The sequence below is a fragment of the Sinorhizobium sp. M4_45 genome, from assembly GCF_002885915.1.
Classification (GTDB): domain Bacteria; phylum Pseudomonadota; class Alphaproteobacteria; order Rhizobiales; family Rhizobiaceae; genus Sinorhizobium; species Sinorhizobium meliloti_A.
This window is the reverse complement of the sequence record NZ_NWVE01000011.1, coordinates 1-22854: the sequence shown is the minus strand read 5'-3', so window position 1 is coordinate 22854 and position 22854 is coordinate 1. Positions and strand designations below refer to the sequence as shown.

The 22854-nt window shown below is 61.4% G+C and carries 21 protein-coding genes and 2 pseudogenes; 9 read left to right on the top strand and 14 right to left on the bottom strand.

What is annotated here, in order from left to right:
• Nucleotides 1-12: 12 nt before the first annotated feature.
• The 6 genes from CN933_RS25370 to CN933_RS25340 form a co-directional block, all read right to left on the bottom strand.
• Complete coding sequence (locus CN933_RS25370) at nt 13-1290, bottom strand: TRAP transporter large permease (protein WP_102762822.1); 1278 nt, start codon at nt 1288-1290, stop codon at nt 13-15.
• 12 nt (nt 1291-1302) lie between these two features.
• Nucleotides 1303-1770: a TRAP transporter small permease gene (locus CN933_RS25365; RefSeq protein ID WP_102762821.1), complete on the bottom strand. Its 468-nt coding sequence runs from the start codon at nt 1768-1770 to the stop codon at nt 1303-1305.
• Between the two features lie 79 nt (nt 1771-1849).
• Nucleotides 1850-2842, bottom strand: coding sequence for a TRAP transporter substrate-binding protein (locus tag CN933_RS25360; RefSeq protein ID WP_102762820.1), 993 nt, complete (start codon nt 2840-2842; stop codon nt 1850-1852).
• A 23-nt stretch (nt 2843-2865) separates the two neighbouring features.
• A complete protein-coding gene (locus tag CN933_RS25355; RefSeq protein ID WP_180980814.1) occupies nt 2866-3636 on the bottom strand; it encodes a FadR/GntR family transcriptional regulator in 771 nt (256 codons plus the stop codon).
• A 365-nt stretch (nt 3637-4001) separates the two neighbouring features.
• On the bottom strand, nt 4002-4982 hold the full coding sequence (locus CN933_RS25345; RefSeq protein ID WP_102762819.1) for an NADPH:quinone reductase: 981 nt from the start codon (nt 4980-4982) through the stop codon (nt 4002-4004).
• 16 nt (nt 4983-4998) lie between these two features.
• Complete coding sequence (locus tag CN933_RS25340) at nt 4999-6024, bottom strand: sensor domain-containing diguanylate cyclase (protein ID WP_102762818.1); 1026 nt, start codon at nt 6022-6024, stop codon at nt 4999-5001.
• 321 nt (nt 6025-6345) lie between these two features.
• On the opposite strand from CN933_RS25340, the gene CN933_RS25335 reads away from it, so the two are divergent.
• Together CN933_RS25335 and CN933_RS25330 are read left to right on the top strand one after the other, a co-directional pair.
• Nucleotides 6346-7578 (top strand): HlyD family secretion protein, encoded by a 1233-nt coding sequence (locus CN933_RS25335; RefSeq protein ID WP_102762817.1) that lies wholly within the window; start codon nt 6346-6348, stop codon nt 7576-7578.
• On the top strand, nt 7560-9554 hold the full coding sequence (locus CN933_RS25330) for a glycosyltransferase (RefSeq protein ID WP_102762816.1): 1995 nt from the start codon (nt 7560-7562) through the stop codon (nt 9552-9554). The genes CN933_RS25335 and CN933_RS25330 overlap by 19 nt, the downstream gene beginning before the upstream one ends.
• 34 nt (nt 9555-9588) lie before the next feature.
• Here CN933_RS25330 and CN933_RS25325 read toward each other — a convergent pair whose 3' ends face one another.
• Nucleotides 9589-10302: a transcriptional regulator NanR gene (locus tag CN933_RS25325; protein WP_102762815.1), complete on the bottom strand. Its 714-nt coding sequence runs from the start codon at nt 10300-10302 to the stop codon at nt 9589-9591.
• Nucleotides 10303-10439: 137 nt separating this feature from the next.
• On the opposite strand from CN933_RS25325, the gene oiaX reads away from it, so the two are divergent.
• Nucleotides 10440-11696 carry a 3-oxo-isoapionate-4-phosphate decarboxylase OiaX gene (gene oiaX / locus CN933_RS25320; protein ID WP_102762814.1) on the top strand — a complete coding sequence of 419 codons (1257 nt, stop codon included), beginning with the start codon at nt 10440-10442 and terminating at the stop codon, nt 11694-11696.
• 23 nt (nt 11697-11719) lie between these two features.
• Nucleotides 11720-13048: a four-carbon acid sugar kinase family protein gene (locus tag CN933_RS25315; protein WP_102762813.1), complete on the top strand. Its 1329-nt coding sequence runs from the start codon at nt 11720-11722 to the stop codon at nt 13046-13048.
• Between the two features lie 38 nt (nt 13049-13086).
• On the opposite strand, the gene CN933_RS25310 is transcribed toward CN933_RS25315, so the two are convergent.
• Genes CN933_RS25310 through CN933_RS25300 form a run of 3 tightly spaced genes read right to left on the bottom strand, consistent with a single transcriptional unit; the run spans nt 13087 to nt 16926 of the window.
• The gene (locus CN933_RS25310; RefSeq protein ID WP_180980813.1) at nt 13087-15378 is read right to left on the bottom strand and encodes a xanthine dehydrogenase family protein molybdopterin-binding subunit; all 2292 of its coding nucleotides are present in this window, start codon (nt 15376-15378) and stop codon (nt 13087-13089) included.
• 1 nt (nt 15379) lies between these two features.
• Nucleotides 15380-16363, bottom strand: coding sequence for an FAD binding domain-containing protein (locus tag CN933_RS25305; protein ID WP_102762812.1), 984 nt, complete (start codon nt 16361-16363; stop codon nt 15380-15382).
• Nucleotides 16360-16926 carry a (2Fe-2S)-binding protein gene (locus CN933_RS25300; RefSeq protein WP_102762811.1) on the bottom strand — a complete coding sequence of 189 codons (567 nt, stop codon included), beginning with the start codon at nt 16924-16926 and terminating at the stop codon, nt 16360-16362. The genes CN933_RS25305 and CN933_RS25300 overlap by 4 nt, the downstream gene beginning before the upstream one ends.
• Nucleotides 16927-17052: 126 nt before the next feature.
• Here CN933_RS25300 and CN933_RS25295 point away from each other — a divergent pair, with 126 nt between their 5' ends.
• Nucleotides 17053-17592, top strand: a complete 540-nt coding sequence (locus CN933_RS25295; RefSeq protein ID WP_164867016.1) for a metallophosphoesterase family protein — start codon at nt 17053-17055, stop codon at nt 17590-17592.
• Between the two features lie 84 nt (nt 17593-17676).
• Nucleotides 17677-17850, top strand: a pseudogene (locus CN933_RS32455) (alpha-ketoglutarate-dependent dioxygenase AlkB); the annotation flags it as partial.
• A 61-nt stretch (nt 17851-17911) separates the two neighbouring features.
• Here CN933_RS32455 and CN933_RS25285 read toward each other — a convergent pair.
• Nucleotides 17912-18163, bottom strand: a complete 252-nt coding sequence (locus CN933_RS25285) for a GlsB/YeaQ/YmgE family stress response membrane protein (RefSeq protein ID WP_018097861.1) — start codon at nt 18161-18163, stop codon at nt 17912-17914.
• Nucleotides 18164-18337: 174 nt separating this feature from the next.
• On the bottom strand, nt 18338-18559 hold the full coding sequence (locus CN933_RS25280) for a hypothetical protein (RefSeq protein ID WP_102762810.1): 222 nt from the start codon (nt 18557-18559) through the stop codon (nt 18338-18340).
• A 695-nt stretch (nt 18560-19254) separates the two neighbouring features.
• On the opposite strand from CN933_RS25280, the gene CN933_RS25270 reads away from it, so the two are divergent.
• Nucleotides 19255-19458 carry a hypothetical protein gene (locus tag CN933_RS25270; RefSeq protein WP_018098448.1) on the top strand — a complete coding sequence of 68 codons (204 nt, stop codon included), beginning with the start codon at nt 19255-19257 and terminating at the stop codon, nt 19456-19458.
• A gap of 512 nt (nt 19459-19970) precedes the next feature.
• On the top strand, nt 19971-20360 hold the full coding sequence (locus CN933_RS25265) for a response regulator (protein WP_018098449.1): 390 nt from the start codon (nt 19971-19973) through the stop codon (nt 20358-20360).
• A gap of 1407 nt (nt 20361-21767) precedes the next feature.
• On the opposite strand, the gene CN933_RS25250 is transcribed toward CN933_RS25265, so the two are convergent.
• A complete protein-coding gene (locus CN933_RS25250; RefSeq protein WP_102762809.1) occupies nt 21768-22349 on the bottom strand; it encodes a DUF305 domain-containing protein in 582 nt (193 codons plus the stop codon).
• 72 nt (nt 22350-22421) lie between these two features.
• Here CN933_RS25250 and CN933_RS32055 point away from each other — a divergent pair.
• Nucleotides 22422-22533: pseudogene (locus CN933_RS32055) on the top strand (ATP dependent DNA ligase); the annotation flags it as partial.
• Here CN933_RS32055 and CN933_RS25240 read toward each other — a convergent pair.
• On the bottom strand, nt 22530-22715 hold the full coding sequence (locus CN933_RS25240) for a hypothetical protein (RefSeq protein ID WP_102762808.1): 186 nt from the start codon (nt 22713-22715) through the stop codon (nt 22530-22532). The pseudogene CN933_RS32055 and the gene CN933_RS25240 sit on opposite strands and share 4 nt — an antisense overlap.
• Nucleotides 22716-22854: the final 139 nt, after the last annotated feature.

The following is a 22854-nucleotide window of genomic DNA, read 5'->3' as shown; positions in this document are numbered from 1 at the left end:
CTGGAGAAAAGATTACTGGGCGATCAGGCGGGGCAGCCACAGCGTGAAGTCCTTCGCTAAAGTGAGGATAACAAGCGTGGAAACCAGCGGAACGTAAAAGGGCACAAGCGCTCGCAGAAGCTGCCGGATGGACACCTTGGCGATATCCGACACGAGGAACAGCGACAAACCCATCGGCGGCGACAGCAGTCCGAGCATCAGGTTGAAGATCGTCACGATGCCGAGTTGAACCGGGTCGACACCGGCCATCACGAGCGGCGGGGCTATGATGGGAACGAGAAGCAGCGTTGCGGTCGTCGAGTCGAGGAACATGCCGGCGACGAAGAAGATCAGATTTGCGATGATCAGCAGCATCAGCGGGTCCTTCGACCAGCCGAGCAGTGTCGCCGCAAAGGTCTGAGGCACCTGCTCGACCGCCAGAATCCAGCCGAAAAGCGCGGCCGAGGCGACGATGATGAGGATCGCGCTGGAGCTGCGGGCCGTCAGAACCGCCGAATGCCACAGATGCGCCAGCGTCAGTTCACGGTACAAGACGCCGCTGATGAAGATGACATAGACGGCCGTTATCGCGGCCGCCTCGGTCGGTGTGAAGGCGCCAGCCGTCATGCCGCCGACCATGAGCGCCGGAGCAAGAATGGCCGGTAGCGCCGGCACCAGCGTGCCGACCAGCTCGCCTGCCGTCGGCCAGCGCTCCGCGCGCGCATGGCCGTGTCGGATGGCGACGATCAGCACCGTGAGCATCAGCAGGGCGGTACACAGCACGGCGGGCATGATGCCCGCTACGAGGAGCTGGACGATCGAGACGCTCGTGACCGAGCCGTAGACGATAAGCGGGATGGAAGGCGGGAAAATCGGCCCGAGCGTGGCGGAAGCGGCAGTTACCGCGCCTGCGAAGGACGGATCGAAGCCGCGCTTCTTCATGGCGTCGATTTCGATGCGCCCCAGGCCCCCGATGTCAGCCAGCGCCGCCCCGGACATTCCGGAGAAGATCAGGCTTCCGAAGACGTTGACCTGCGCCAGGCCGCCCGGCATTCGCCCGACGAGCGTATAGGCGAAGCGGAAGATGCGATCGGTAATGCCGGAGAGGTTCATGAGGTTGCCGACGAAGATGAAGAGAGGCACGGCCACCAGCGGAAACGAATCCAGCGCGTAGGTGATCCGCTGGGCAAGCAGCCCGAACGGCAAGCCCTCGACAAGTACGTAGAGAATTGACGGCATCAGGATGGCGTAGACCACCGGGAAGCCAAGCATGAACAGACCGAGGAAGGCCGCAACGACCAGAAAACCCATGAAACCAACCTTTCAGACTGCGACGTTCTTATCCGCCTGCGGCGGCTTGCGCAGATGCAGAAGATGGACGAGCGCCGCACCCGCGAAACCGAAGAGCGTGGCGCCCAGAAATATCCAGAACGGGATGCCGAGGGTCGGCGTGGCGTTGGTCAGGTTCCGGGTGATGTTCATGGCCGTGACCCAGCCGATGAACCCCGTGACGCCGATCGCGCAGGCCGAGATCGCGACATTCACGATCGCGCGCGCCTTCCTCGACATTGCCGCCTTGAACTCGCCCATGACGATATTCTCGCCATGCCCGACCACGAGTGGATAGGCGAGGAACACCAGGCAGATGAGCAGGAAGCGCGTCAGTTCCTCCGCACCGATGAAAGGCAGGCCGAAGACGCTGCGCATGACGACCTGAGCCGTCGGAACGATGACCAGCCCCGCCATCACGGCAACCACGACAATCGTCAGGACACGTTCGGGCAGACGCATCTTCTCCCCTCCCATTCTGGCTGAAAAATACAGGCGCTGCAGGGACAAGGGACAGTGGCTTGCCCCTGCAGCTGTTCGGTTACTTCACCGCTTCGATCTGCTCGATGAGCGGTGCGAAATTCGGGAAGTCCTGCCGGATCTGGGCGCTGACCTTTTCACGGAACGCCGCGACGTCGAGCCCTTCGGCCTCGGTGATGACGGTCATGCCGCGGCCCTTGAGTTCCTTCACCAGATCGGCTTCGGATTCGGTCGCCATCTTCAGCGATTTCTGAGCCTCCTCGTCGAGGACCTTCGTCAGAGCCGTCCGCTGCTCTTCGCTCAATCCCTGCCAGACTTCCTCATTGATGAAGACGGCGAGCACGGCGCGCATGTGACCCGTCATCGACAGATGCGATTGCACCTCGTTGAGATTGTTGGAGGCGATCATGGTCAGCGGATTTTCCTGGCCGACAACCACGCCCGTCATCAGCGCGGTCGGGAGTTCGGCAACCTCGACCGGGGTGGGAATGGCGCCGAAGCCCTTGACCATCGAAACCCATAGCTCGAGCGGGACCGCTCGGAAAGGCTTGCCGGCAAGGTCCGCCGGCGTCTTTACCGGGAAGTTGGAGGAGATGTGGCGGTCGCCGCGATAGATGCGCCCGATGATCCGCACGCCCTGTGCGATGAGCTTTTCGTTGATCGCCTGGAGGGCGGGCGACGACTGCGGGTCCGTCGCAGCGAGCGCATGGGCGCCGTCGCGGTAGATGAAAGGCGCGTTGAAGACGGCGACCTCAGGCACCAGTCGTGCGAGGGAAGCGAAATCATGATGGCCCATGGAGATCGAGCCCATGCGCACGCCATCCACCATTTCCGCAACCCCGCCGAGCTGGCTGGCGGGATAGACTGTGACGGTGATTTCGCCGCCGGTCGCGGCCGCGATGCCCTCCGCCGCCTGTGCCGCATAGACCGTCTGGATGTCCCCTTCTGCGCCGACATGCGCGTAGCGCAGTTCGGTTGCGGAAGCGGCTCCGGCAAACAATGCGGCTCCCAGCACGGCGCCGGCCATCCGGCCATGTTTCAGAAAGTTCAGCATGCTCTCCTCCTCCCTGGATAAAACTAGCTGTCTGCTTCTTTTTCCTCTTCTTGCGGCGCGCCCTTCCTGGTGAAGGCAGCTATGTAGCTTTTGCGCCGAAGCTCGTCGCCGATGGCGAAATGTTCGCGCAGCATCCTGTCGGCCTTGTCCGGATCGCGCGCGAGAATGGACAGAAAGACCTCCCGATGGGCCTCCACGAGATAGTCGGTGATGCCGGGCGCGTCGCTCGTCTCGGCGCGCCGCTGGACATGGCTGCGCTTCAGAAGGTCGGATATCGAGCGGTAAACCGTGACGAGCGCGGGACTGCGGCTGGCCTCGACGATCGCCATGTGAAAGGCGAAGTCCGCAGCGCCCCCGTCTTCGGCGTCGTGAAGCGTGTCCATCAGCCGTGTCAGCAGGCCGCCGATGCGTGAGAGGTCGCTATCCGTCGCGCGGATGCAGGCAAGACGGATAGCCTGGCATTCGATCGCGACACGAGCCTGCATGATGTCGTCGAGCATATCGGGCTGCTGGGCGAGGCAGAACGTCAGGAAATCACCGAAGACGCCCACGTCGGCCTTGCGCACGAAAGCACCCTTGCCATGGCGGATATCGAGGAAGCCGAGATTGGCGAGTGACCGCAAAGCCTCCCTCAGCACCGGCCGCGATACGCCGAGAGCGAGGCAAAGCTCCCTCTCGCCCAACAGCCTGTCGCCCACCTTGAGCGCACCGGACAACAGCTGCTCCCGGAAGAAGGAGAGCACCTTTTCCGTTCCCGCAAGTTCATCGGCGCCTTCGGATAGCACAGGGTTCATGCAAATGGTCCCAACTGGTATTACCAGTAAGCACCACATGCGCATGCCGGTCAAGCCGCGCTGCTTGAATTCGCGGAAATTTGTTGAGAATGGCCCGCCCGCCCGGCCAGGCCGCGAGTCGCAAGAATCTCAAATGCGGCGAAGGACTCCGTTGCAGCAGCAACGCGTGCAGCCGGCTTGGGCTGTCGCTTGAACTGCTCAATCCGGGGAGCAGACCGCAGTGGCGAGGATTTCCAGGCGGATGCCGGGTGAAAGGAGCTCCGTGACGACTGTCGCCCGCACGGGAAAGGGAGGCGCGAAGCTCGCCGGTGACCGGGGCCTCCGAGATGTGCACCGACCAGAAGACCGCCTGGCCCTGCCGCGGCCTACCGAGCGAGAGAAACGATGACGTTGCCGACCGGTTTCCCGCTCTCGACCGCCTCGTGGGCTGCGGCGATGTCGTCCAGCGCGCATGTTTCGGCGATATGATGTCTGAGAAGCCCGGATGCCAGCTGTCCCTGCAGCGCGCCGACGGTCTGCTCGCGCACTTCCGGCGACATCTCATAGACGATGAAGAACCGCGCCGCGGCGCCGGCGAGGATCATCGGAAAGAACTCGAATGAGATTTCCGGCTTGCTGGAGCCGTAGATCACGCAAAGTCCGTCCCGCGCTATGATGCCTGGCAGCATCTCGACATTCGTGGCGGCGTCCACCTCTATGACTCGGTCGACGCCGCGCCCGTTGGTGATGCCCCCTATCCGGTCGACGACATCTTCCGTTCTGTAGTTGATCGTGTAGTCGGCTCCCAGCCGCGTGCAGATTTCGGCCTTTTCCGACGAGCTGACGGTCGTGACGATGCGCGCCGCGCCATAAAGCCTGGCGAACTGAATGGCGTAAGCGCCGACTGCGCCCGCACCTCCGGTGACCAGCACGGTTTTTCCAAATACGGCTCCGTCCGTGGTCACCGCGCGAAGTGCCGTCAGCGCTGGAATGCCGAGGCAGGCGCCCTCCTCGAAAGATACGTTATCGGGCAGGTGAACCGCCTGATCCTGCGGAAGGACCACATATTCGGCAGCCGTACCGTTCGAACGTCGCCAGGCGGCATTCCAGGTCCATACCCGCTCGCCGATGCGCTCGCCTGCGACGCCCGTTCCCACGGCGTCGATAATGCCCGCGCCATCACTGTGCGGGATCATTCTCCCGGCAATGAGGGGCCGTCCCGCCCTGGCCTTCACGTCGGACGGATTGACGCCGGACGCATGTATGCGGACGCGGACCTCTCCGGGGCCGGGGATAGGCTCGGGAAGGCTGCCAACCTCCAGGACATCGCGGGCGGCGCCATTTTTCTCGTACCATGCAGCTCTCATTGTCGTTGCCTTTCCGTCAGGCGTCGAGGACGACGAAACGGTCGCGACCGTCACGCTTTGCCGCGTAGAGAGCCCTGTCGCAACTGTTCAGCAGCTCCGCTCGTTGCTGCCCGTTGGACGGGGCGAGGGCGCCGACGATGCTGATGCGTGCGAGGACCGCCTTGCCGTCTACCTGGAAGGGTTCGCGAAAGGCCGCGACCAGCCGCTGCGAAACCGCTGCGAACGCCGGTGCATTGGGCGGATTCGGAATGAAAACGGCGAATTCGTCGCCGCCCATGCGGATCGCGATGTCGCCTGCTCTGATGACCGAGCGAATCCGGTTGGCGGCCTCGTACAGAACCTCGTCGCCGGCGTGATGGCCAAGCTCGTCGTTGATCGCCTTGAATCCATCCATGTCGAGATAAAGAGCCCCGAAGGTCTGACCCGCCGTGATCGCGTGGTGGAGAGCCCCGTCGACGATCGACGACAGGGCCGAGCGGTTGAACAGGCCCGTCAACGGATCGGTGATGGCCGCATTCTGTAATTGGTTATGGGCGAGGCCCATGACGAGATTCGCCTTCTGCAGGCTCAAAAGCGCACTGGCGACCGCCGCAAATCGGCGCAGGTTCTGCGCCTGCTCGTCGGAAAGATCCCTTGGCCGGCCATCGAGGATGCAGAAGCTGCCGACGGGCAGGTTCTCGACATAGACGGGCGCGCCGGCGTAAAAGCGGAAGTGCGGGCTTCCGACCACATACGGTCTCGTTTTCAGTTCACGGTCTTCCGCCAGATCCGGGATAATGAGGAGTTCGTCCGCGAAGGCGACCCGCGTGCATATGGACATCTCGCGCGAGCATTCGCCGATCCTCAAGCCCGCCTGACCGGCGATCCGCTGCCAGTCTTCGTCGATGATGTTTATGGCGGCGTAGGAAACGTCGAAGATGCCCTTGGCAAGCTCGGCCAGTGTTGCGAGTTCGGGCGTGGGAGCGCTGCCGATTGAATTGAGCGAACGGACTGCGAGCAACCTTTGACGCTCGTTCGTGGGGATTCGTACGGCTTGTCCCATTTCTGTCTCCGTCGTTCGTAAAAGATGGCGATCCGGGCGACCCGTCCCTTGTTAGGGGAAGCCCGGCGGCCCTCCGACCTATCGCAAAAAAACGTCGGCGCGCTATCCTTAAACCTTAGAGTAATGCGGGCACTCTCCGTCACTCGCCGAAGTTTTGCGCAGTTCACCACGGAAACATGCAAATTTGAGGGTTGCTCAGCAAAGAATACCATTCAATCGTGACGGGATGCGGCGAGCCGGACTTGAGTTGGGGCGCGGCGTCGCGAGAAGAGTTGCAGCAGCGTATCAGCCGAACCGGCTGACCCGAGTGAGTAATTTGACATGATCCTCAACCATCGGCTCACACGTATTACCGTCGGCATCCTCCTCCTGGCGCTTGCAATTGCCGTCCTGCTGCCCGGGTTGACTGGCTACAGCAGCCTGGATGGGACGGTAAACGCACGCCTTGCCGTGATAAATGCGCCGATCGACGGTGAGATCGAGAAACCGGCGCCTCGGATCGGAACGCCGGTGGCAGAGGGTGAAACGCTCGCGACGATCCGTAACCAGCGTGTCAACAGAGCGATCCTGGCGTCGCTGCGCACCGATCATCGAACCGCCGTCGAGCGCGTCGCGGCGCTGCGGCGGGAGCGGGATGAACTCGCGCGATTGCGGGATGATCTAGCCGGGCGGCTCGACATTTTCAGGAACGCGACCATCGCCAGCCTGGAGCGCGAGGTTCAGATCCTGCAGAAGAGGGTCGAAGTGTCGCGCGCGCAGGACGTCGTAGCGAGGGTCGACCTCGTCCGGCGGCAGGACCTCGAGGCCAAGGGGATATTCACCCGCAAGATGGTGGAGGCGGCGGAAGCCGCCGGTGCGGCCGCCGGCGGCGAACTCGAGATCAGCAATTTGACCGTGGAACTGCTGCAGCAACGCCTCAAAGCCGTGCGTCAGGGCATATTCATCGTCGGCGATGGCCAGAACGACGTGCCTTATTCCAGACAGCGCCAGGACGAGGTGATCGTCCGCATCCACGATCTCAATACGCGGATCGCGGAGAACGAGGCACGGGCAAAACAGACGGACGAGCAGATAGCCGAGGAGGAGAGGCGGGTTCTCAGTCTCGAAGCCGCGACGATCCCGTCGCCCATCGATGGCGTCGTTTGGAGCCGCAACGTGGTCAGCGGTTCCAATGTCATTCTGAACAACGAGATGATGCGCATCCTCGACTGCCGCGAGCTGTTCGTCGATATTCTGGTTCCTGAAGTCGATTATGACGAGATCTATCCCGGCCGCGAGGCGGAGGTCCGGCTCTTCGGTCGCGGAGATGTCTTCAAAGGCCGCGTGCAAGCGGTCAGGGGGTCGTCCGCGGTCGTGGAAAAGGACACGCTGGCCGCCAACGAGCCGGAGACCGAGGAGCGAAATGCCCGCATCCGCGTCACGCTCGCTCCGTCGGCACTCAACACCGATTTCGCGAATTTCTGTCAGGTCGGGCGAACGGCCCAGGTTCGTTTCTCCAAGCGCAGCCTTCACCTGGCGCAGTGGGTTCAAAGCTTGTGGTTCAGTCTCTTCTAGCGCTGGCGCCGACCTTACTCGTCATCGCCTTTTTTCTCCTCGGGCCGTTCAACTGGTCGCGCCACAGGAGCTGGTCGCGCGCTGTCACCTGCGTCTTCGTCGCTGCCATCGCGCTGCGTTACCTGATCTGGCGCTTCACCGAGACCGTTCTTCCCTATCCGAACGACGGCGCCAATTTCTATTGGGTCTGGTTCGTCTTCATCGTGGAGTTCCTCGCCTTTTCGGAGGTCGTGCTCTTCCTCATCCTGATGAGCCGCTACGTCGACCGCAGCGCCGAGGGGGATCGGCTCGAGCGGCAGTTCTTTGAGCGAGACGAACGGGAACTTCCCACGGTCGACGTCTTCATACCGACCTACAACGAGCCGCTCGACGTTCTGGAACGGACGATCGTCGGGGCGCTTGCGCTCGATCATCCCAAGGACAAGCTGAAGGTCTATGTGCTCGACGACGGCCGGCGCGACTGGCTCAGGACTTTCTGCGAGGGGCGCGGTGCGATCCATGTGACGCGCAGCGACAACGCGCATGCTAAGGCCGGGAACATGAACAACGGATTGCGCGTCAGCTCAGGCGATTTCATCGCAGTCTTCGATGCCGATTTCGTGCCCTATCGCAGTTTCCTCCGGCGCACCTTGCCTTTCTTCATGGACGAGACGATCGGTATCGTGCAGACGCCGCAGCACTTCTTCAACGTCGATCCGATCCAGTCCAATCTCGGACTGGAGAACCTATGGCCCGACGAGCAACGCTTGTTTTTCGACGAGATCGCCCCGAGCCGCGACGGCTGGGACGTCAGCTTCTGCTGCGGCTCCTGTTCGATCGCGAGGCGCAAGGCGGTAGACGCCATCGGCGGTTTCCCGACCGAGTCGATCACCGAGGATCTGCTGACGACGCTGTCGATGCTCAACAGGGGTTTCAAGACGCGCTATCTCAACGAGCGGCTCTCGATGGGGCTGGCGGCCGAGAATCTCACCGGTTATTTCGTCCAGCGCGAGCGCTGGTGCCAAGGCGGTATCCAGACGCTCTACCTGCACAACGGCCCCTTACGCGGGCCGGGTCTCTCGCTCTTTCAGCGCGTCATGTTCCTGCCCATGTCGTGGCTGGTGCAATATCTGGTCCGCTTCATCGTGCTTCTCATTCCCATAATCTATCTGTGGTTCGGCGCCCTGCCGCTCTATTTCACGAATGTCGCCGACTATGTCTCGAACCAGGTGCCCCTGCTCGCGGCCTATTTCCTGCTGATGTTTTGGCTCACGCCGACGCGCTACCTTCCGGTGGTTTCCACTGCCGTCGGTACCTTCTCGACCTTCCGCATGCTGCCGACCGTCCTTTCGAGTCTGGTCAGGCCCTTCGGCAAGCCATTCAAGGTGACCCCGAAGGGCAGCAGCAATGAGGAGAACGTCTTCGACGCCTATACTTTCACCTGGATCGCCGGCTTCATCGTGGTTACCGCGCTGGGCCTCCTGATCAACATCGTTCCGGAGACGGCGCGGGTAGAGGGTTCGTTCTCGGCCATTGCTGCGCTTTGGTCGGGCATCAACATCGTGGTGCTGATCATCGCCTCGCTTATCTGCTTCGAGAAGCCGCGGCGCCTGCTGCAGGCGTTCAAGCTCGACGAGCCGGTGGATGTGGATGGCCTCGAAGGCCGCCTCGTGAGCCTCTCGCTGGACAAGGCGGTGGTGGCGGTTTCGACGGAAACACGGTTCAAATCGACCAAGGTCAAGCTGAACATCGAAGGCTTCGCGCCGCTCGAAGCGGATCTGAAGCAGGTAACGCAGCGGCGCGGGGACATCACCCGCACCGGCGACAAGCAGCGTTACTACCTTCATCTTCACTACGACCTGCGTGGATTCGAGCGGGACAAGATGATCATCAAGCTCTACACCGGGCGCTATTCCCGGGACGTTCCCGATATCGACAAGATCGCCGTTTCGGTGAATTTGCTGTTGCGCGCATTCGGCCGCACGCGAACCGCCTGATCAGCGGACTGCAGCCGAGCGGGATGCCTCCGGTCTACCTGCCCTTCGGGGCATAGAGCGTGCGGGAGCGCTCGAGGTGTCTGATCATCGCCTGCTCGGCTTCGTCCGGATTGCCGCGGCGGATACAATCGATGATTTCCTCGTGCTCCGTGAGGGTCACGTTCTCCCGGCCGGTCCAGATCAGCATTTCCGTATGATACTCTTTGAGCCAGCCGAGCATCGCCTCGCTGACGGCGGTATATATCGGATTGCCGGAAATCTGGGCAATGCGGGTGTGGAACGCCATGTCCGCGGCGATGAAGGCATCGGGATCCTTGAGTGCCGCCTGCTGCCGCTTCAAGGTTTCCTCCAGCGCCGCGATATCGGCGGCCTCGGCCCTGCTTGCCGCCTCCCGCGCCATGCCGCGTTCGAAGAAGATGCGCGCGCTCTTCAGGTGTTCCAGCGAATCCGAGGAGGCCGCAAGCATGATCTTGGCCGCGGCATCCACCTGCCGAAGCAGCGACCGCGCCGTCGGCTGCAGCACCTTGGCCCGCTCGCCATGCGAAATCTCGATCAGCCCCATATTGGCAAGTGCCTGCATCGCCTCGCGAATGGCCGGGCGTCCCACCTGGAAGCGCTCCATCAGCATCCGCTCGGAGGGCATTTCGTCTCCCGGTTGCAGCTCGCCGGTTTCGATCAACGCCTTCAGCCGCGCAAACACCTCGTCGGAAAGTTTCCTGCGGATGATGGGCTCGGATTGCATGACCATGTGAACTCCAGCAGCTTGCGGATCATTCTCTATAGGCAGGTTTCTTCCGGCAGGCGAGATTTCTCTTGCCTAACTCAGATACTCATTATACCAGTTGCACGAGAGACGCTACTGAATCCAATGCAAAGAGCGCTGCCGTGATACGCATCACTTACCGCATCGAGACCCCGGGAGACATCGAAGTCCTGGCGAGAAAGATCGCAAGCGACCAGTCGACCGGAACGTTCGTGCCGGTGCCGGGCGAAAGCGAAGAGTTGAAGGCGCGGGCGGCCGCTCGCGTAGTGGCTATCCGCCACCTCGAAACCGCCGATCGAGCCTCATGGCCGGACGAGGCGGGAAATGCCACGCGCTTTAACCGGGCCGATGCGGAGATTGCCTTCCCGCTCGATGCGGTGGGAACGGATCTTTCCGCCTTGATGACCATTGCGATCGGCGGCGTCTATTCCATCAAGGGAATGACCGGCATCCGCATCGTGGATATGAAGCTGCCGCCGGAGTTCGCGGCGGCGCATCCGGGCCCGCAGTTCGGTGTTGCCGGCAGCCGGCGCTTGACCGGTGTCGAAGGCCGTCCGATCATCGGGACGATCGTCAAGCCGGCGCTGGGTTTGCGGCCCGAGGAAACGGCGATGCTCGTCGGCGACCTGCTTTCCTCCGGGGTGGATTTCATCAAGGATGACGAGAAGCTGATGAGCCCGGCCTATTCGCCGCTGAGTGCGCGGATTGCAGCCATCATGCCGAGAATCCTCGACCACGAGCAGAAGACCGGCAAGAAGGTGATGTATGCCTTCGGCATATCCCATACCGATCCGGATGAGATGATGCGAAACCACGATCTGGTGGTCGCGGCCGGCGGCAATGCGGCGGTCGTCAACATCAATTCCGTCGGAATGGGCGGCGTCGCTTTCCTGCGCAAGCGCTCCGGCCTCGTTCTCCACGCCCATCGCAACGGGTGGGACATTCTCACGCGTCATGGCGGCTTGGGCATGGAGTTTTCGGTCTGGCAGCAATTCTGGCGCCTCCTGGGGGTGGACCAGTTCCAGATCAACGGCATCCGCGTCAAATACTGGGAACCTGACGAGAGCTTCGTGAAGTCCTTCGAGGCCGTGAGCACGCCGCTCTTTTCCAAGGAGGATTGTCCGCTGCCGGTCGTAGCGTCGGGTCAATGGGGCGGACAGGCGCCCGAGACCTATGCACGGACCGGGCATACGACCGATCTGCTCTATCTCTGCGGCGGTGGCATCGTCAGCCATCCGGGCGGACCCGGCGCCGGCGTCAGGGCCGTATGCCAAGCTTGGGAGGCGGCAGTCGCCGGCATCCCGTTGGCCGATTATGCCAGGGATCACCCCGAACTGGCGCAATCGCTCGAAAAATTCGCCGTCGGCAAGGGCGCCTGACTTCCGCGCGACCGGAGACCCCAATGCACATTCCCTTGCTCAGCTACTACGGGGACGATCTGACCGGCTCGACCGACGTGATGGAGGCACTCTCCTCCCACGGGGTCGAAACCGCGCTGTTTCTCAAGGTGCCCGAGTCTTCGCTCTTCGAGCGCTTCGGCCATTGCCGTGCCTTTGGGCTCGCGGGCACCAGCCGCAGCCAGACGCCGGGCTGGATGGCGGAAAACCTTCCTCCGGCCTTTCTGTGGCTGAAGGCGCTGAAGGCGGAGATCGCCCATTACAAGGTTTGCTCGACCTTCGATTCGAGCCCCGGTGTCGGCAACATAGGCAAGGCGATCGAGATCGGGCGGGATGTCTTCGGCGCCGCACCGGTACCGCTCGTCATCGGCGCACCGCAGATCCGCCGTTACACCGCCTTCGGCAATCTGTTCGCCCCTTTCCGCGGCGAAACCTACCGCATCGATCGCCATCCGGTGATGAGCAGGCATCCGGTAACCCCGATGAACGAGGCGGATATCCGCCTTCACCTTTCGCGTCAGACATCGCTCAGCGCGGCTCTTGTAGACCTCGTGCAACTCGCGTCGCCGGACGTGGACGCGTTCGCCGACAGGGCTTTCGCGGATCACCAACTCGTCCTTTTCGATGTCGCGGATGAGGGGAGCCAGGCCGTCGTCGGGCGCCAGCTCTGGCGGACGCGAACGGCGGAAGGGCAATTCGTCTGCGGCTCGTCCGGCATCGAATATGCACTCGTTCGCGAATGGCGTCGCCTTGGCCTGCTCGGCGAAGCGCCGGCATTCGCGTCGCCTGGACCGGTCGACCGGATCGCAGTGGTTTCGGGCAGCGTCTCTCCGACCACGGAGCGGCAAATCCGTCATGCGATGGAGAACGGTTTCGAGGGGATAGGGCTCGATGCAGTCGCACTCGCGGCGACGGATGCCGGCTCGACATTCGAGGATGCCGTTGCGCGGGGGCTTGCCTGTCTGGAAAAGGGCCGGAGCATCATTCTCTATACCGCACTCGGCCCCTCTGCCGATCGGGGCGAAGCCATTCCTCTGGAGGATGGCTCGCGTCACCGGATCGGCGAACGGCTCGGATCGCTGCTGAGAGAACTGGTGACGCGGGCCGGGCTCCGCCGCGCTGTGATCGCCGGGGGCGATACGTCGAGCCACGCCCTTGGCCAGCTTTCTGTCGACGCGCTTACATTGCGGCTGCCGCTTCCGCAGTCGCCGGGATCGCCTCTCTGCACCGCGCATAGCGCCGATCCGAGGGTGGACGGCATGGAGGTCGCTCTGAAGGGCGGCCAGGTCGGGTTCGACGACTATTTTTCGATGATCCGGGATGGACGGAGCTAAGGCTCTTCCGAGGAAAGTGCGTCGTTCTGAAAGCGCTCTCATAGCAGCTTGTCGAGCGTTATCGGCAGATCGCGAATGCGTTTTCCCGTCGCGTGGAAGATGGCATTCGCAATTGCCGCAGCTGCGCCCGTTATGCCGATTTCGCCGACCCCGTGTGCGCCAAGCGGCGTATGTTCGTCGGGAATGTCGTTGTAGATGACCTCGATATGCGGCACGTCGAGATGCACCGGGACATGATATTCGGCGAGTGACGGATTCATGATCCGCCCGCGGCGCGCGTCGAGCAGGGTTTCCTCCGCGAGAGCCATGCCGATCCCCATGACGATCCCGCCGCGAAGCTGGCTGACGGCCGTTTTCGGATTGAGGATCCGGCCGCAATCGAAGGAGCCGAGCCAGCGCGAAATCCGCACTTCGCCCGATTCCCGGTTGACGCGAGCTTCGCAGAATTGCGCGCCGTAGGAGGCCATGGAGTACTTCATTACCTCGAACGGCATTCCCGAAGTCTCTTCCACTTCAATGAAATCACGGCCGGCGCGCTTCAGGATCGAGGCATAGGTCTCGCCCTTGTTTCCCTCGCCGGACAGGAAAAGCCCGCCGTCGCGTGCCTCGATCTCTACGTTTGCACCTGCCAACGGCGAGCCGTTACCGGCGAGCTTGATGAGTTCGCGATGGATCTTTTCGACTGCCACCTGCACCGCCGCGGCGATGCTGCCGGTCTGGCTCGAGCCGCCGGCGATGATCGGCGAGTCCGGCAGGGCGGAGTCTCCATAGCGGAATGAAACCATCTCCAGCGGCAGGCCGAGACGGTCGGCTGCGTGCTGAATCTGCACCGTCGCCGTTCCCATACCCATTTCGTTTGCCGCCGCTTGCACGACTGCGCTGCCGTCGGCGGAAATGCGAAGGCGAACTGCGGCGGGAAAGCGGAAGACCGGGTAATAGGCCGTCGCCACGCCTTGTCCGATCAGCCAATTTCCATCGCGCTGCGAACACGGTTCGGCCGGCCGCCGGCTCCAGCCGAACTTTTCCGCGCCGCGCCGGTAGGCCTCGACGAGATGACGGCTCGAAAATTCCGTGCCTTTCGTGGGATCCTTTTCGGGCTCGTTCAAGCGGCGAAGTTCGACCGGATCGATCTTCATCGCGTAGGCGAGTTCGTCTATGGCCGATTCCAGAGCGAAAGTGCCGATCGATTCCCCCGGCGCGCGCATCCATGTGTTGGCGACGGTATCGAGATCGACGACCTTCTGACCGACGGACATTGTCCGCGAGGCGTAGAGATGCCGCGGAGTCAATGAAAATTGTTCGGGAAACTTGGCGTGGGTCGTCGTCGCCGTCACCCCGGTGTGAATGATCGCCGCGAATTTTCCATCCTCATCGGCGCCGAGCGCGACGCGCTGTTCCGAAGGCGTGCGGCCGCCGATGAGGCGGAAAACGTCTTCGCGGGCGAGCGCCATTTTGACGGGGCGATTGGCGACTTCGGCCGCCGCCGCACAGAGCGCGGTGTGATTCCACAAGGCGGCCTTGCCGCCGAAGCCCCCGCCGACGAATGGCGCGATGACGCGCACGTCGTCCCCCCTGAGGCCAAACATCCCGGCGAGTGCGTGCTTGCAGCCGTTTACGAATTGGGTCGAGTCGAAAACCGTCAACCTGCCGTCTTCGTCCCAGGCGGCAATCGTCGCATGCGGCTCGATGGCGTTGTGGTTGTAGTGCGGTGTCCGGTAGAGATGGTCGACCTTGAATGCCGCCGCCGCGAAAGCCTTCTCCGGGTTGCCGATCTTCAGTTCCGGATCTTCGCCCATGACGGCGGACGGCACGGTCGCTTCCGCCTTGAGGTCCGCGAACGAAACCCGCGCTGCTTTCTCATCATAGTCGACGCGCACGAGCGAAGCCGCATGCTCCGCCTGTTCGAGCGTTTCGGCAACGACAACCGCGACGGGCTGCCCATTCCAACTGATCTCGTCGTCCTGCAGAACAGCGAGATCACTGGCCGCGAACCCCTTGTCCATGTGCCTTACGTCCATGAGTGGCGGTCGTTTCATCTTCGGGGCGATTTCGGCGGTGACGATCGTTATGACGCCTGGACTCCTTTCCGCATCGGAGGCGTCGATTCCGACAATCCGTCCCTTGGCGATCGTGCTGGAGACCGGAACGGCATAGGCCAGATGTTCGATCTCGAATTCCGCGGCGAAGCGCGCTTCACCCTTCACCTTCCGCTGCCCGTCAACGCGGCTGACGGGCGTGCCGAGGTAACCGTGTTTGTGGATGAGCGGGTCCGGCGCCTTGTCGGGCATGAACTGGACGACGGTTTCCATAAGCTTCTGCAGGACGCTCATCTTACCCTCCGGCCAATTCGCCCAACACGCCGACGATCGTGCGCTTCGCCAACTCGACCTTGAAGGCGTTATGGGCTAGGCCTCTTGCCGGCGCGAGTTCGGCTTCCGCCGCCTGTCTGAAGCTCTCGGCACCAGCGTTCGCTCCCGTCAGGACGCGCTCGGCTTCGGTAGCCCGCCACGGCTTGTGCGCCACGCCCCCGAGCGCCAGGCGGACGTTCCTGACCTTGCCGCTGTCGATCTCCAGAGCGGCGGCCACGCTGACCAGGGCAAAAGCATAGCTCGCGCGGTCGCGGACCTTCCGGTAGAGCGAGCGCCTGGCGAAGCCGAGCGGCGGGATCTCGATGCCGGTGATAAGTTCGCCGGGCTGCAGATCGGTCTCGATATGGGGGGTATGCTCCGGCAAAAGGTGGAAGTCCTCTAAGGCAATCGTGCGCGCGCCGCTGGGCCCGACGACGTTCACCTTCGCATCGAGAGCCGCCAGGGCGACGCACATATCGGACGGATGCGTGGCGATGCAGCTGTCCGAGGCTCCGAGGATCGCGTGCATCCGATTGAATCCCCCGATCGCATCGCATCCCGCTCCCGGTGCACGCTTGTTGCAGCGCGCCGCGTGGTCGTAGAAATAGAGGCAACGCGTTCGCTGCATGAGGTTGCCCGCAACGGTCGCCATGTTGCGGATCTGGCCCGATGCTCCGAACACGATCGCCTGGGCCAGAAGCGGATAGCGGTCCCGCACGACCGGATGACCGGCGACCGTCGTGTTCCGCACCGTCGCACCGATAGCAAGGCCGCCATCCGGCCGCTCCTCGATCCGGTCCAGAGGCAGCCCGGTCACATCCACCAGCGCGTCCGGCTGTTCGATGTTCTCGCGCATCAGGTCCACAAGGTTGGTGCCGCCGCCGAGCAACTTCGCATTCGGCGTCTTGGAGAGGAGCTGCACGGCGGCTTCCAGATCAGTCGCTCTCGCATAGGCGAAGCTCTTCATTTCGCCACCTTGCGGTCAAATGCGCTGTGGATCGCCTCGCAGATGCCGACATAAGCCCCGCAACGGCAGAGGTTTCCGCTCATGCGTTCCTTGATCTCGGTGTCCGAGAATTCGATCGTAGCCGCGGCCATGTCCCCGGTCACGGCGCTCGGCAAGCCGCTTTGAAGTTCTCGGAACATTCCGATCGCCGAACAGATCTGCCCGGGGGTGCAATAACCACATTGGAAACCGTCATGCTCGATAAATGCGGTCTGAAGCGGGTGAAGCTCGCCGTTGGCAATGCCTTCAATCGTGGTGATCTCCCGTCCTTCAAGCTGAAGCGCTAGCGACAGGCAGGACAGGACGCGCTGACCGTCCACCAAAACCGTGCAGGCCCCGCAGGCGCCCTGGTTGCATCCCTTCTTGGGCCCGGTAAGGCTCAAATGCTCGCGCAGAACGTCCAGCAGAGAGGTACGCGGGTCGATCGACAGGGAATGGTCGACGCCGTTGATCTTCAGCAGGATCAGCGCTGAGCCGGCAGGCGGGATGGGTGCCGCCTTAGGCGTTCGGTGGGGAGATGGCATGAGCACACCCTCTCGATTTGCATCAGTCGCGGCATCCTGCGCACCGGAGCGGGGCAGGTCAGTCGCGCGAGGCAGCAGGGGTTGCCAGAACCCGGCAAACGGATGAATGTTCCGAAGATTGTTCGCATGCGGTACGACCGCGGCGGCCGGGCAGGGACAGCGGTTGGCGAGATGATCTATTTCACGGGCGACACGCATTACGGCGATCCGCGTGTGCTTCGCATCGACCGCCGCCCGTTTTCCAATATGGCCGAGCATGACGCCGCCATGATCGCCAATTGGAACGAAACCGTCTCGCCGCAGGACGACGTCTGGCACCTTGGCGACTTCGCGGCAAAGAGAACCGGACTTGCCGAAGATCTGCTGTCCCGTCTGAACGGCCGCAAGCACCTCATCGTAGGCAACAACGACCCGATCGACACGACCGGGGCGAGCGGCTGGCACAGCGTGCAGCATTACGCGGAGCTGATGGTCGATGGACGGCTGCTCGTCCTTTGCCATTATCCGTTCCGGACATGGAACCAGATGGGAAAGAAGTCGATTAATCTGCACGGGCACTCCCATGGCAGGTTGAAGCCGATCCCGCGGCAGTTCGATGTGGGGGTGGATGCGAGAGGCCTGCGTCCGGTCCGGCTGATTGATATTCTCCCCCAGGTCGGGCGGTAAACTCCCGCTTGGCGCTTCGGGGAACGTGCGAGCCTCTCGAATGTTCTCCAAGGCAGGCTTGCGTCCCGAAAACGAGGTGCTTCAGTGCAAGGAGACCTATTCGGAAACCCGCGCCGCAATCTGCCTGAGGGCTTCCGCTACCAAGCGGGTATCGTTCCGCAGAAGCTCCAGGAGGTACTTCTGGAGGCGATGCCGGGGCTTCTCTTCAAGCCTTTCGACTTTCACGCCTACGAGGGCAGGCGGCGTGTGGTGTCGTTCGCGACATGGCAATCATGCGCCAGGTTGAGCTCGGCATCCGTGTCCCTGGCGCTTCTTGTTTTTATCGTTTGATCGCTCGGGCAACTGCGATGAGAATGCAGGCCCCGATGAAACCGGCGATTAGGTACCCGATCCAGCCACCGAGATTCACGCCGATCAGGCTAAGTAAAAGGTTGGCCACGAACGCGCCAACGACACCAAGGACGATGTTCATAATGAGTCCCATGTTGGACTTCATGAACATCTCGGCGAGCCAACCGGCGACCCCACCGATGATGATTGCAGCAATCCAGCCTACACCTGCGCTTTCCATTTAAGCCTCCCGTGGTGAGACCTTGATGGTAGAGAAAGCTATGAGCCCGTCAACTGCTCCGTGTCGCGGCATCAGCAATTATTCGAGAGTGTCGGCACCCCTGCTTAGTAAGCATGGCGGGTCAGTTACCATGGCGCCCCGGTGACGGACGATTGTAGGGCTGAGCGGCCGCAATTAAACGATCAGCTGAACGATGTGAGCGAACGGGGTCATCGCCCACTTGCCGCTGCTATCCTTCGCCGTCCGATAGATTATGAAGTCGCGGCCGACCGTGAACTCCGCATGCATGGTGATCTCGTTGCCAGTCGAGAGCACGGCGCGGAGTTCGCTCACATGCCGCTGCTTGATTTGCTCGCTGATTAAGTCAACCAGCGCCTGATTAAGAACACTTGCCATTTGAAGCCCCGAGTTTCCTTCGCATCATACACGATCGCTCAGCCCTTCAAACGGCTTCCCGCCTTGTCGGCAGCGTCGCGGTCGTTGCCATGCTGCTTGCGGCGGGCTCCCTTCGGGTTGAGGTCGCCGCTTCTTTGTATGTGTGCAAAGAAAAGCCTGGCGCCGATGCATCAGCGACAGGCGAGAGTGATACGCGATACCTGGCGATGCGCTTGGGAGGAGTCGCATCGCATATACCGCTGCACAGTCGCCTATCGTTTTTAATCCGCCCATCCCATGGACCAAACACAAGGCGGTGCCCGAGTTCATCTGCTCGCGCAGCATGCCGGGTTCGTTTGAGAAGCGCGCGGACTTCGGCGCCGTCTGTGACGGTTCCCCCCTGTTCACCTGTCACCACCACCACAGGAATTCCACATGACCATCACGACCACGTCACCGCGTGGGCGCGCCTTTATGCGTGGGGGGGGGGCGATGGGAGGGAACGAGGACGCTGCCGCTCCGTCGGAGACCGGGTTTAACGATCAGCCGGGCAGATGGTTCCGACTGCAGCGTTGTATTTGGCCGCCATTTCGAGGCGAGGGGCGGGCCGCCGCCGAAGCCGCCGTCGTCGTTGTCATCCGGCCACCAACGTTGTCAATCGTTGCCAGCGCGTAGGCGCTGTAGCGCAGCAATCAAGGGCGCGCTAAACTGCCGGTATGACCCAGCGATACGAATTGCATGACGACAGCAACGGCTTTTGGAGCGTGATTGATCGCTTCACTGGCTGGCCTGCTCGATGGGAGGGCATATCGCAGACCGGCCTGGATTATTTCGATGCGGACGATCTCACCGATTTGCTCAATCTGCTGGACGAGCGCAGACGAGCAAAAGGCAAGCCCGAAAGCGGCGAGCTAGAGTGAACGGTTTGTGAATCGTAAATGGCTTGCAAAGGCAATGGGGAGAAACCCCGACTCGACGAAGCGTTGATAACGTTGCGAGCCGTAGCCCGGGTTTGACAGCCCCCCCGGCGAGGTAGGGCGCTGCCTGCTCAGGCCAGCTCCGGCAGTTGGAGGGCGTACAGGAGCCGACTGGAGCTGACGTTATGGCGCTCTGTCAATCTGAAGTCTCAGCCATTCGCTCGGCGCGGTTCGTTCTGCCCGGGACAGCCCATCAGGGCAGAGCATAAACTCCGGGGCTGTGGTATTTGGGCGCGCAACGTTCTGGACCAGCGATGGTTCCGTGAGTTAGTGAGGGTCACCAGTTTTCGCAGCCGCACGCCGTTACTAGGACTGCGAACCAAGGGATAGGATTTCAACGAAGGCGCGCTCAGCGCGGGCCGCCCGGGGGAGCAAAATACCTTTTACTTCTGTCGAAACGGGAACTGTTTGAGCCTCACGGCGTTGGCGAGATATCATCGCGCGAGGACCCGGACATGGAATCGGCTACAATATTACTCGCGGATGACGAAGCACTGCTCCTGATCGAGTTTGAAGGCGCCCTCGCTGACGCCGGATTCCTCGTCCTGACGGTAACGAGCGGCTTTAGGGCGATAGAACTCCTAAACTCTACAGACTCGGAAATTGCAGGAGTGGTGACTGATATTCGCTTCGGTTCGGTCCCTGACGGCTGGGACGTCGCGCGCATTGCGCGAGAGAAGAATGCGGATTTACCTATCGTTTATATCAGTGGACATGGCTCCCTAGATTGGCAGTCAAAGGGTGTATCGAACAGTGTCATGCTCGAAAAGCCGTTCCCCTTAGAAGACCTAGTGACGACAGTTTCCCAGCTTCTAGCCGACAGACCACCGCTGGCATCAGCTTGATAGGCGTCAGTTCGAGAGCTCTTATTCGCCGCGCTCGACCATTTCTCGCATGCGGCCCGCTCACGCACGCCGGACTGGTGATGGACAATAGCGCTCTGGCGATCCGTTCAGCCGCTTCGCTATCGCGCGGAAGGCCTTTTTTCGTGAGAATTTTAGTGAAAACTTCGTCCAGCAAGTTGATGCCAGCAGGCAGAATCGTGTTTGCCTGTTCGTGTTGCCCAACATCGCGCGACCTCTTCATTGCCCAAGCGCATGGGATCTTGGGCTGCCACGTATCTTGGCTAAGATCATGCACGTGATCTGGCCGACCTGGCAAGGAAGAGTTTCAAACTTCGCCGCAAAAGGCGTCGCGAGCACGAATTCTATAAAGTTGAGCGTGCCCTATCGGTCACCGCCATCCTCGTCCGGCCACCATCTCTGCCAGTCATTCGCCTGCTGACCTTTCAATCGCGTCAACAGCCGTTGCAGTAGCTGGTGCTCTGTAATGCCGCTTCCGTCCGGTAGGTATTCGGCAGGGTCTTTCCGAACGTCGTAAATTACGAATTACTAAAGTGATTGGACCGGCGAAGTCAGGGGAGTTATACCCGCGTCTTTCAGACGTCTATTTATTAACTTTGCTCATTAGTCGATTGATCTAGAAGAGGGCCCGCTAGCGGGCCCTCTTTGCGGGATTACCAGAGCACCTCCCAAAGGGTAATGACAATGGCCGTTCCGATGCATAGTACGGGCATTGACTTGATCACGAAATCGACCAAGCTGAAATGATAGCCAAAGCTTCCAACATAAGATTTCGTCATTAACGCAGACCTCCAGGTGGGTTGTTTAATACACGCAATGCCCTCGCTGCATTTTTTGGGCTGAGCCCCTCCATCTTCCAGGCGCCGATCGTTGCGACGTTCCCGGAGAAAACATGATAGATCGTATAGGTCCCATCCCCCTCGAAGCGGCGGCCATACTGGTGGGATTGCCCAGACCGATCCGGATCTCCTCCTCGAGACTCCCAGCCGCTGATAATGCTCGCGTCCTCATCGTGTTTGCTCTTCACTGCAACCCTCCCTTGCGTCGGGCAATGGACCCGCTCGGTAGGTGTTGAAACACGGTACAGCCAACGGTGACGGACGCTGCAACGGTCGCTGCTGGAGTTTTCCATTAGGCAGCGGCACGGCTGGCTGCGTGTCGGAAGTGGGGGAGTCTGACGGGCGGGGCGGAAATGCACCGGAGGCCAAGCAAGCCCTGAGATAGGTGCTATCCCTCAAAATTAAGTCTTTATTAAGTTGCTGCTTAACTAACCAAACACGCGCGCGCCGAACCTGGCAGCGGGCGAGTGGTGTCAATGTTGATTAGCTGCGGGCCCAGAGTTCCATTCCGGCTGGTGCTCAGAGCAAGGGGCCAACTAGCGGGTCTCGGCTACAGCGGCTTTTCCGTCAGTAACTTGCCGCTCAACAAATCCCGTGCCTCGCTCGCACCCTCGGTCTTCAAAGTCGCAGGACCGGCAGCCAGCGGTTCGTTGGCGCGCCTGCCATGCTGCTCAATGTCCTCGATCAGCATTTTCATTTCGGCAATTTCCTTCACCTGATCACGAGTAATCCTGTCTGCCAAATAGCGCACACGCGGATCACGAATGTCAGCCTGTCGAGCGTTGTTAATGGCTATGGAGTGGTGCGGGATCATCGCTTTCATGAAGTCGATATCGCCGATTAGCGCTTGGCTGCGGTTCACCATCAGCAGCACCCCGCATCCGATGATCGCCACCGCAAGTACGGCAATTTTCGCGACCTCTGGCCGGTACATCCGCCACATGAAACCCAGCATTACCGCTGTCATGACGCAGCCCATCACCAGGGAGGAAATGAACCGGGTCAAGCTGAACAGCGCATGGTCCCAACTGTAAACGAGCTGGTACATCAGAAAGAACATGATGACCGTCGATGTGGCGATCATCGCCACGAAACGGCCCCACCCCATGCTCATCATTTGGTGCTGCTCCATCGCCGCCTCCGTTCCGCCTCCGTTCAGGCGCTAACGGATAAGTTGGCCCTTTGGTTCATTCGCCGGCCCTAGCTTGCCGAGGTCGAATATCGCGCCTGGACGGATGACGGGAAGCTACGGCACGCCTCGTTTCAAGGGGATCAGGGAGCGAGAGGATGGTGCGGGGGTGCTCGAGCTGAGTTAGCCAGCGACTTCGGTACTATGCATTTCCTTTGTTTCGCTGCCCTTGTGCAGCTCACGGAACGGTAGAAAACCGTACTGCTCCAGCCATTCGCGCATGATGAGGCGGATCATATCTTGTCGCGTCATCTCAAGTTCTTCGCAGGCGGTAGCAAGCGCCAGCTCAACGTCGTTATCAAAGGTCATCTTCGACCCCCCTAGGTCGTAAACTCATAAAACCACTTGTTGTTTAGTCGCGCCGATGATTCAAGGCTTCCGAATGAGGGAGCCTTGGAATGACGCGCCGCCGCTACGAACTCACCGACCACGAATGGTCAATCCTGTC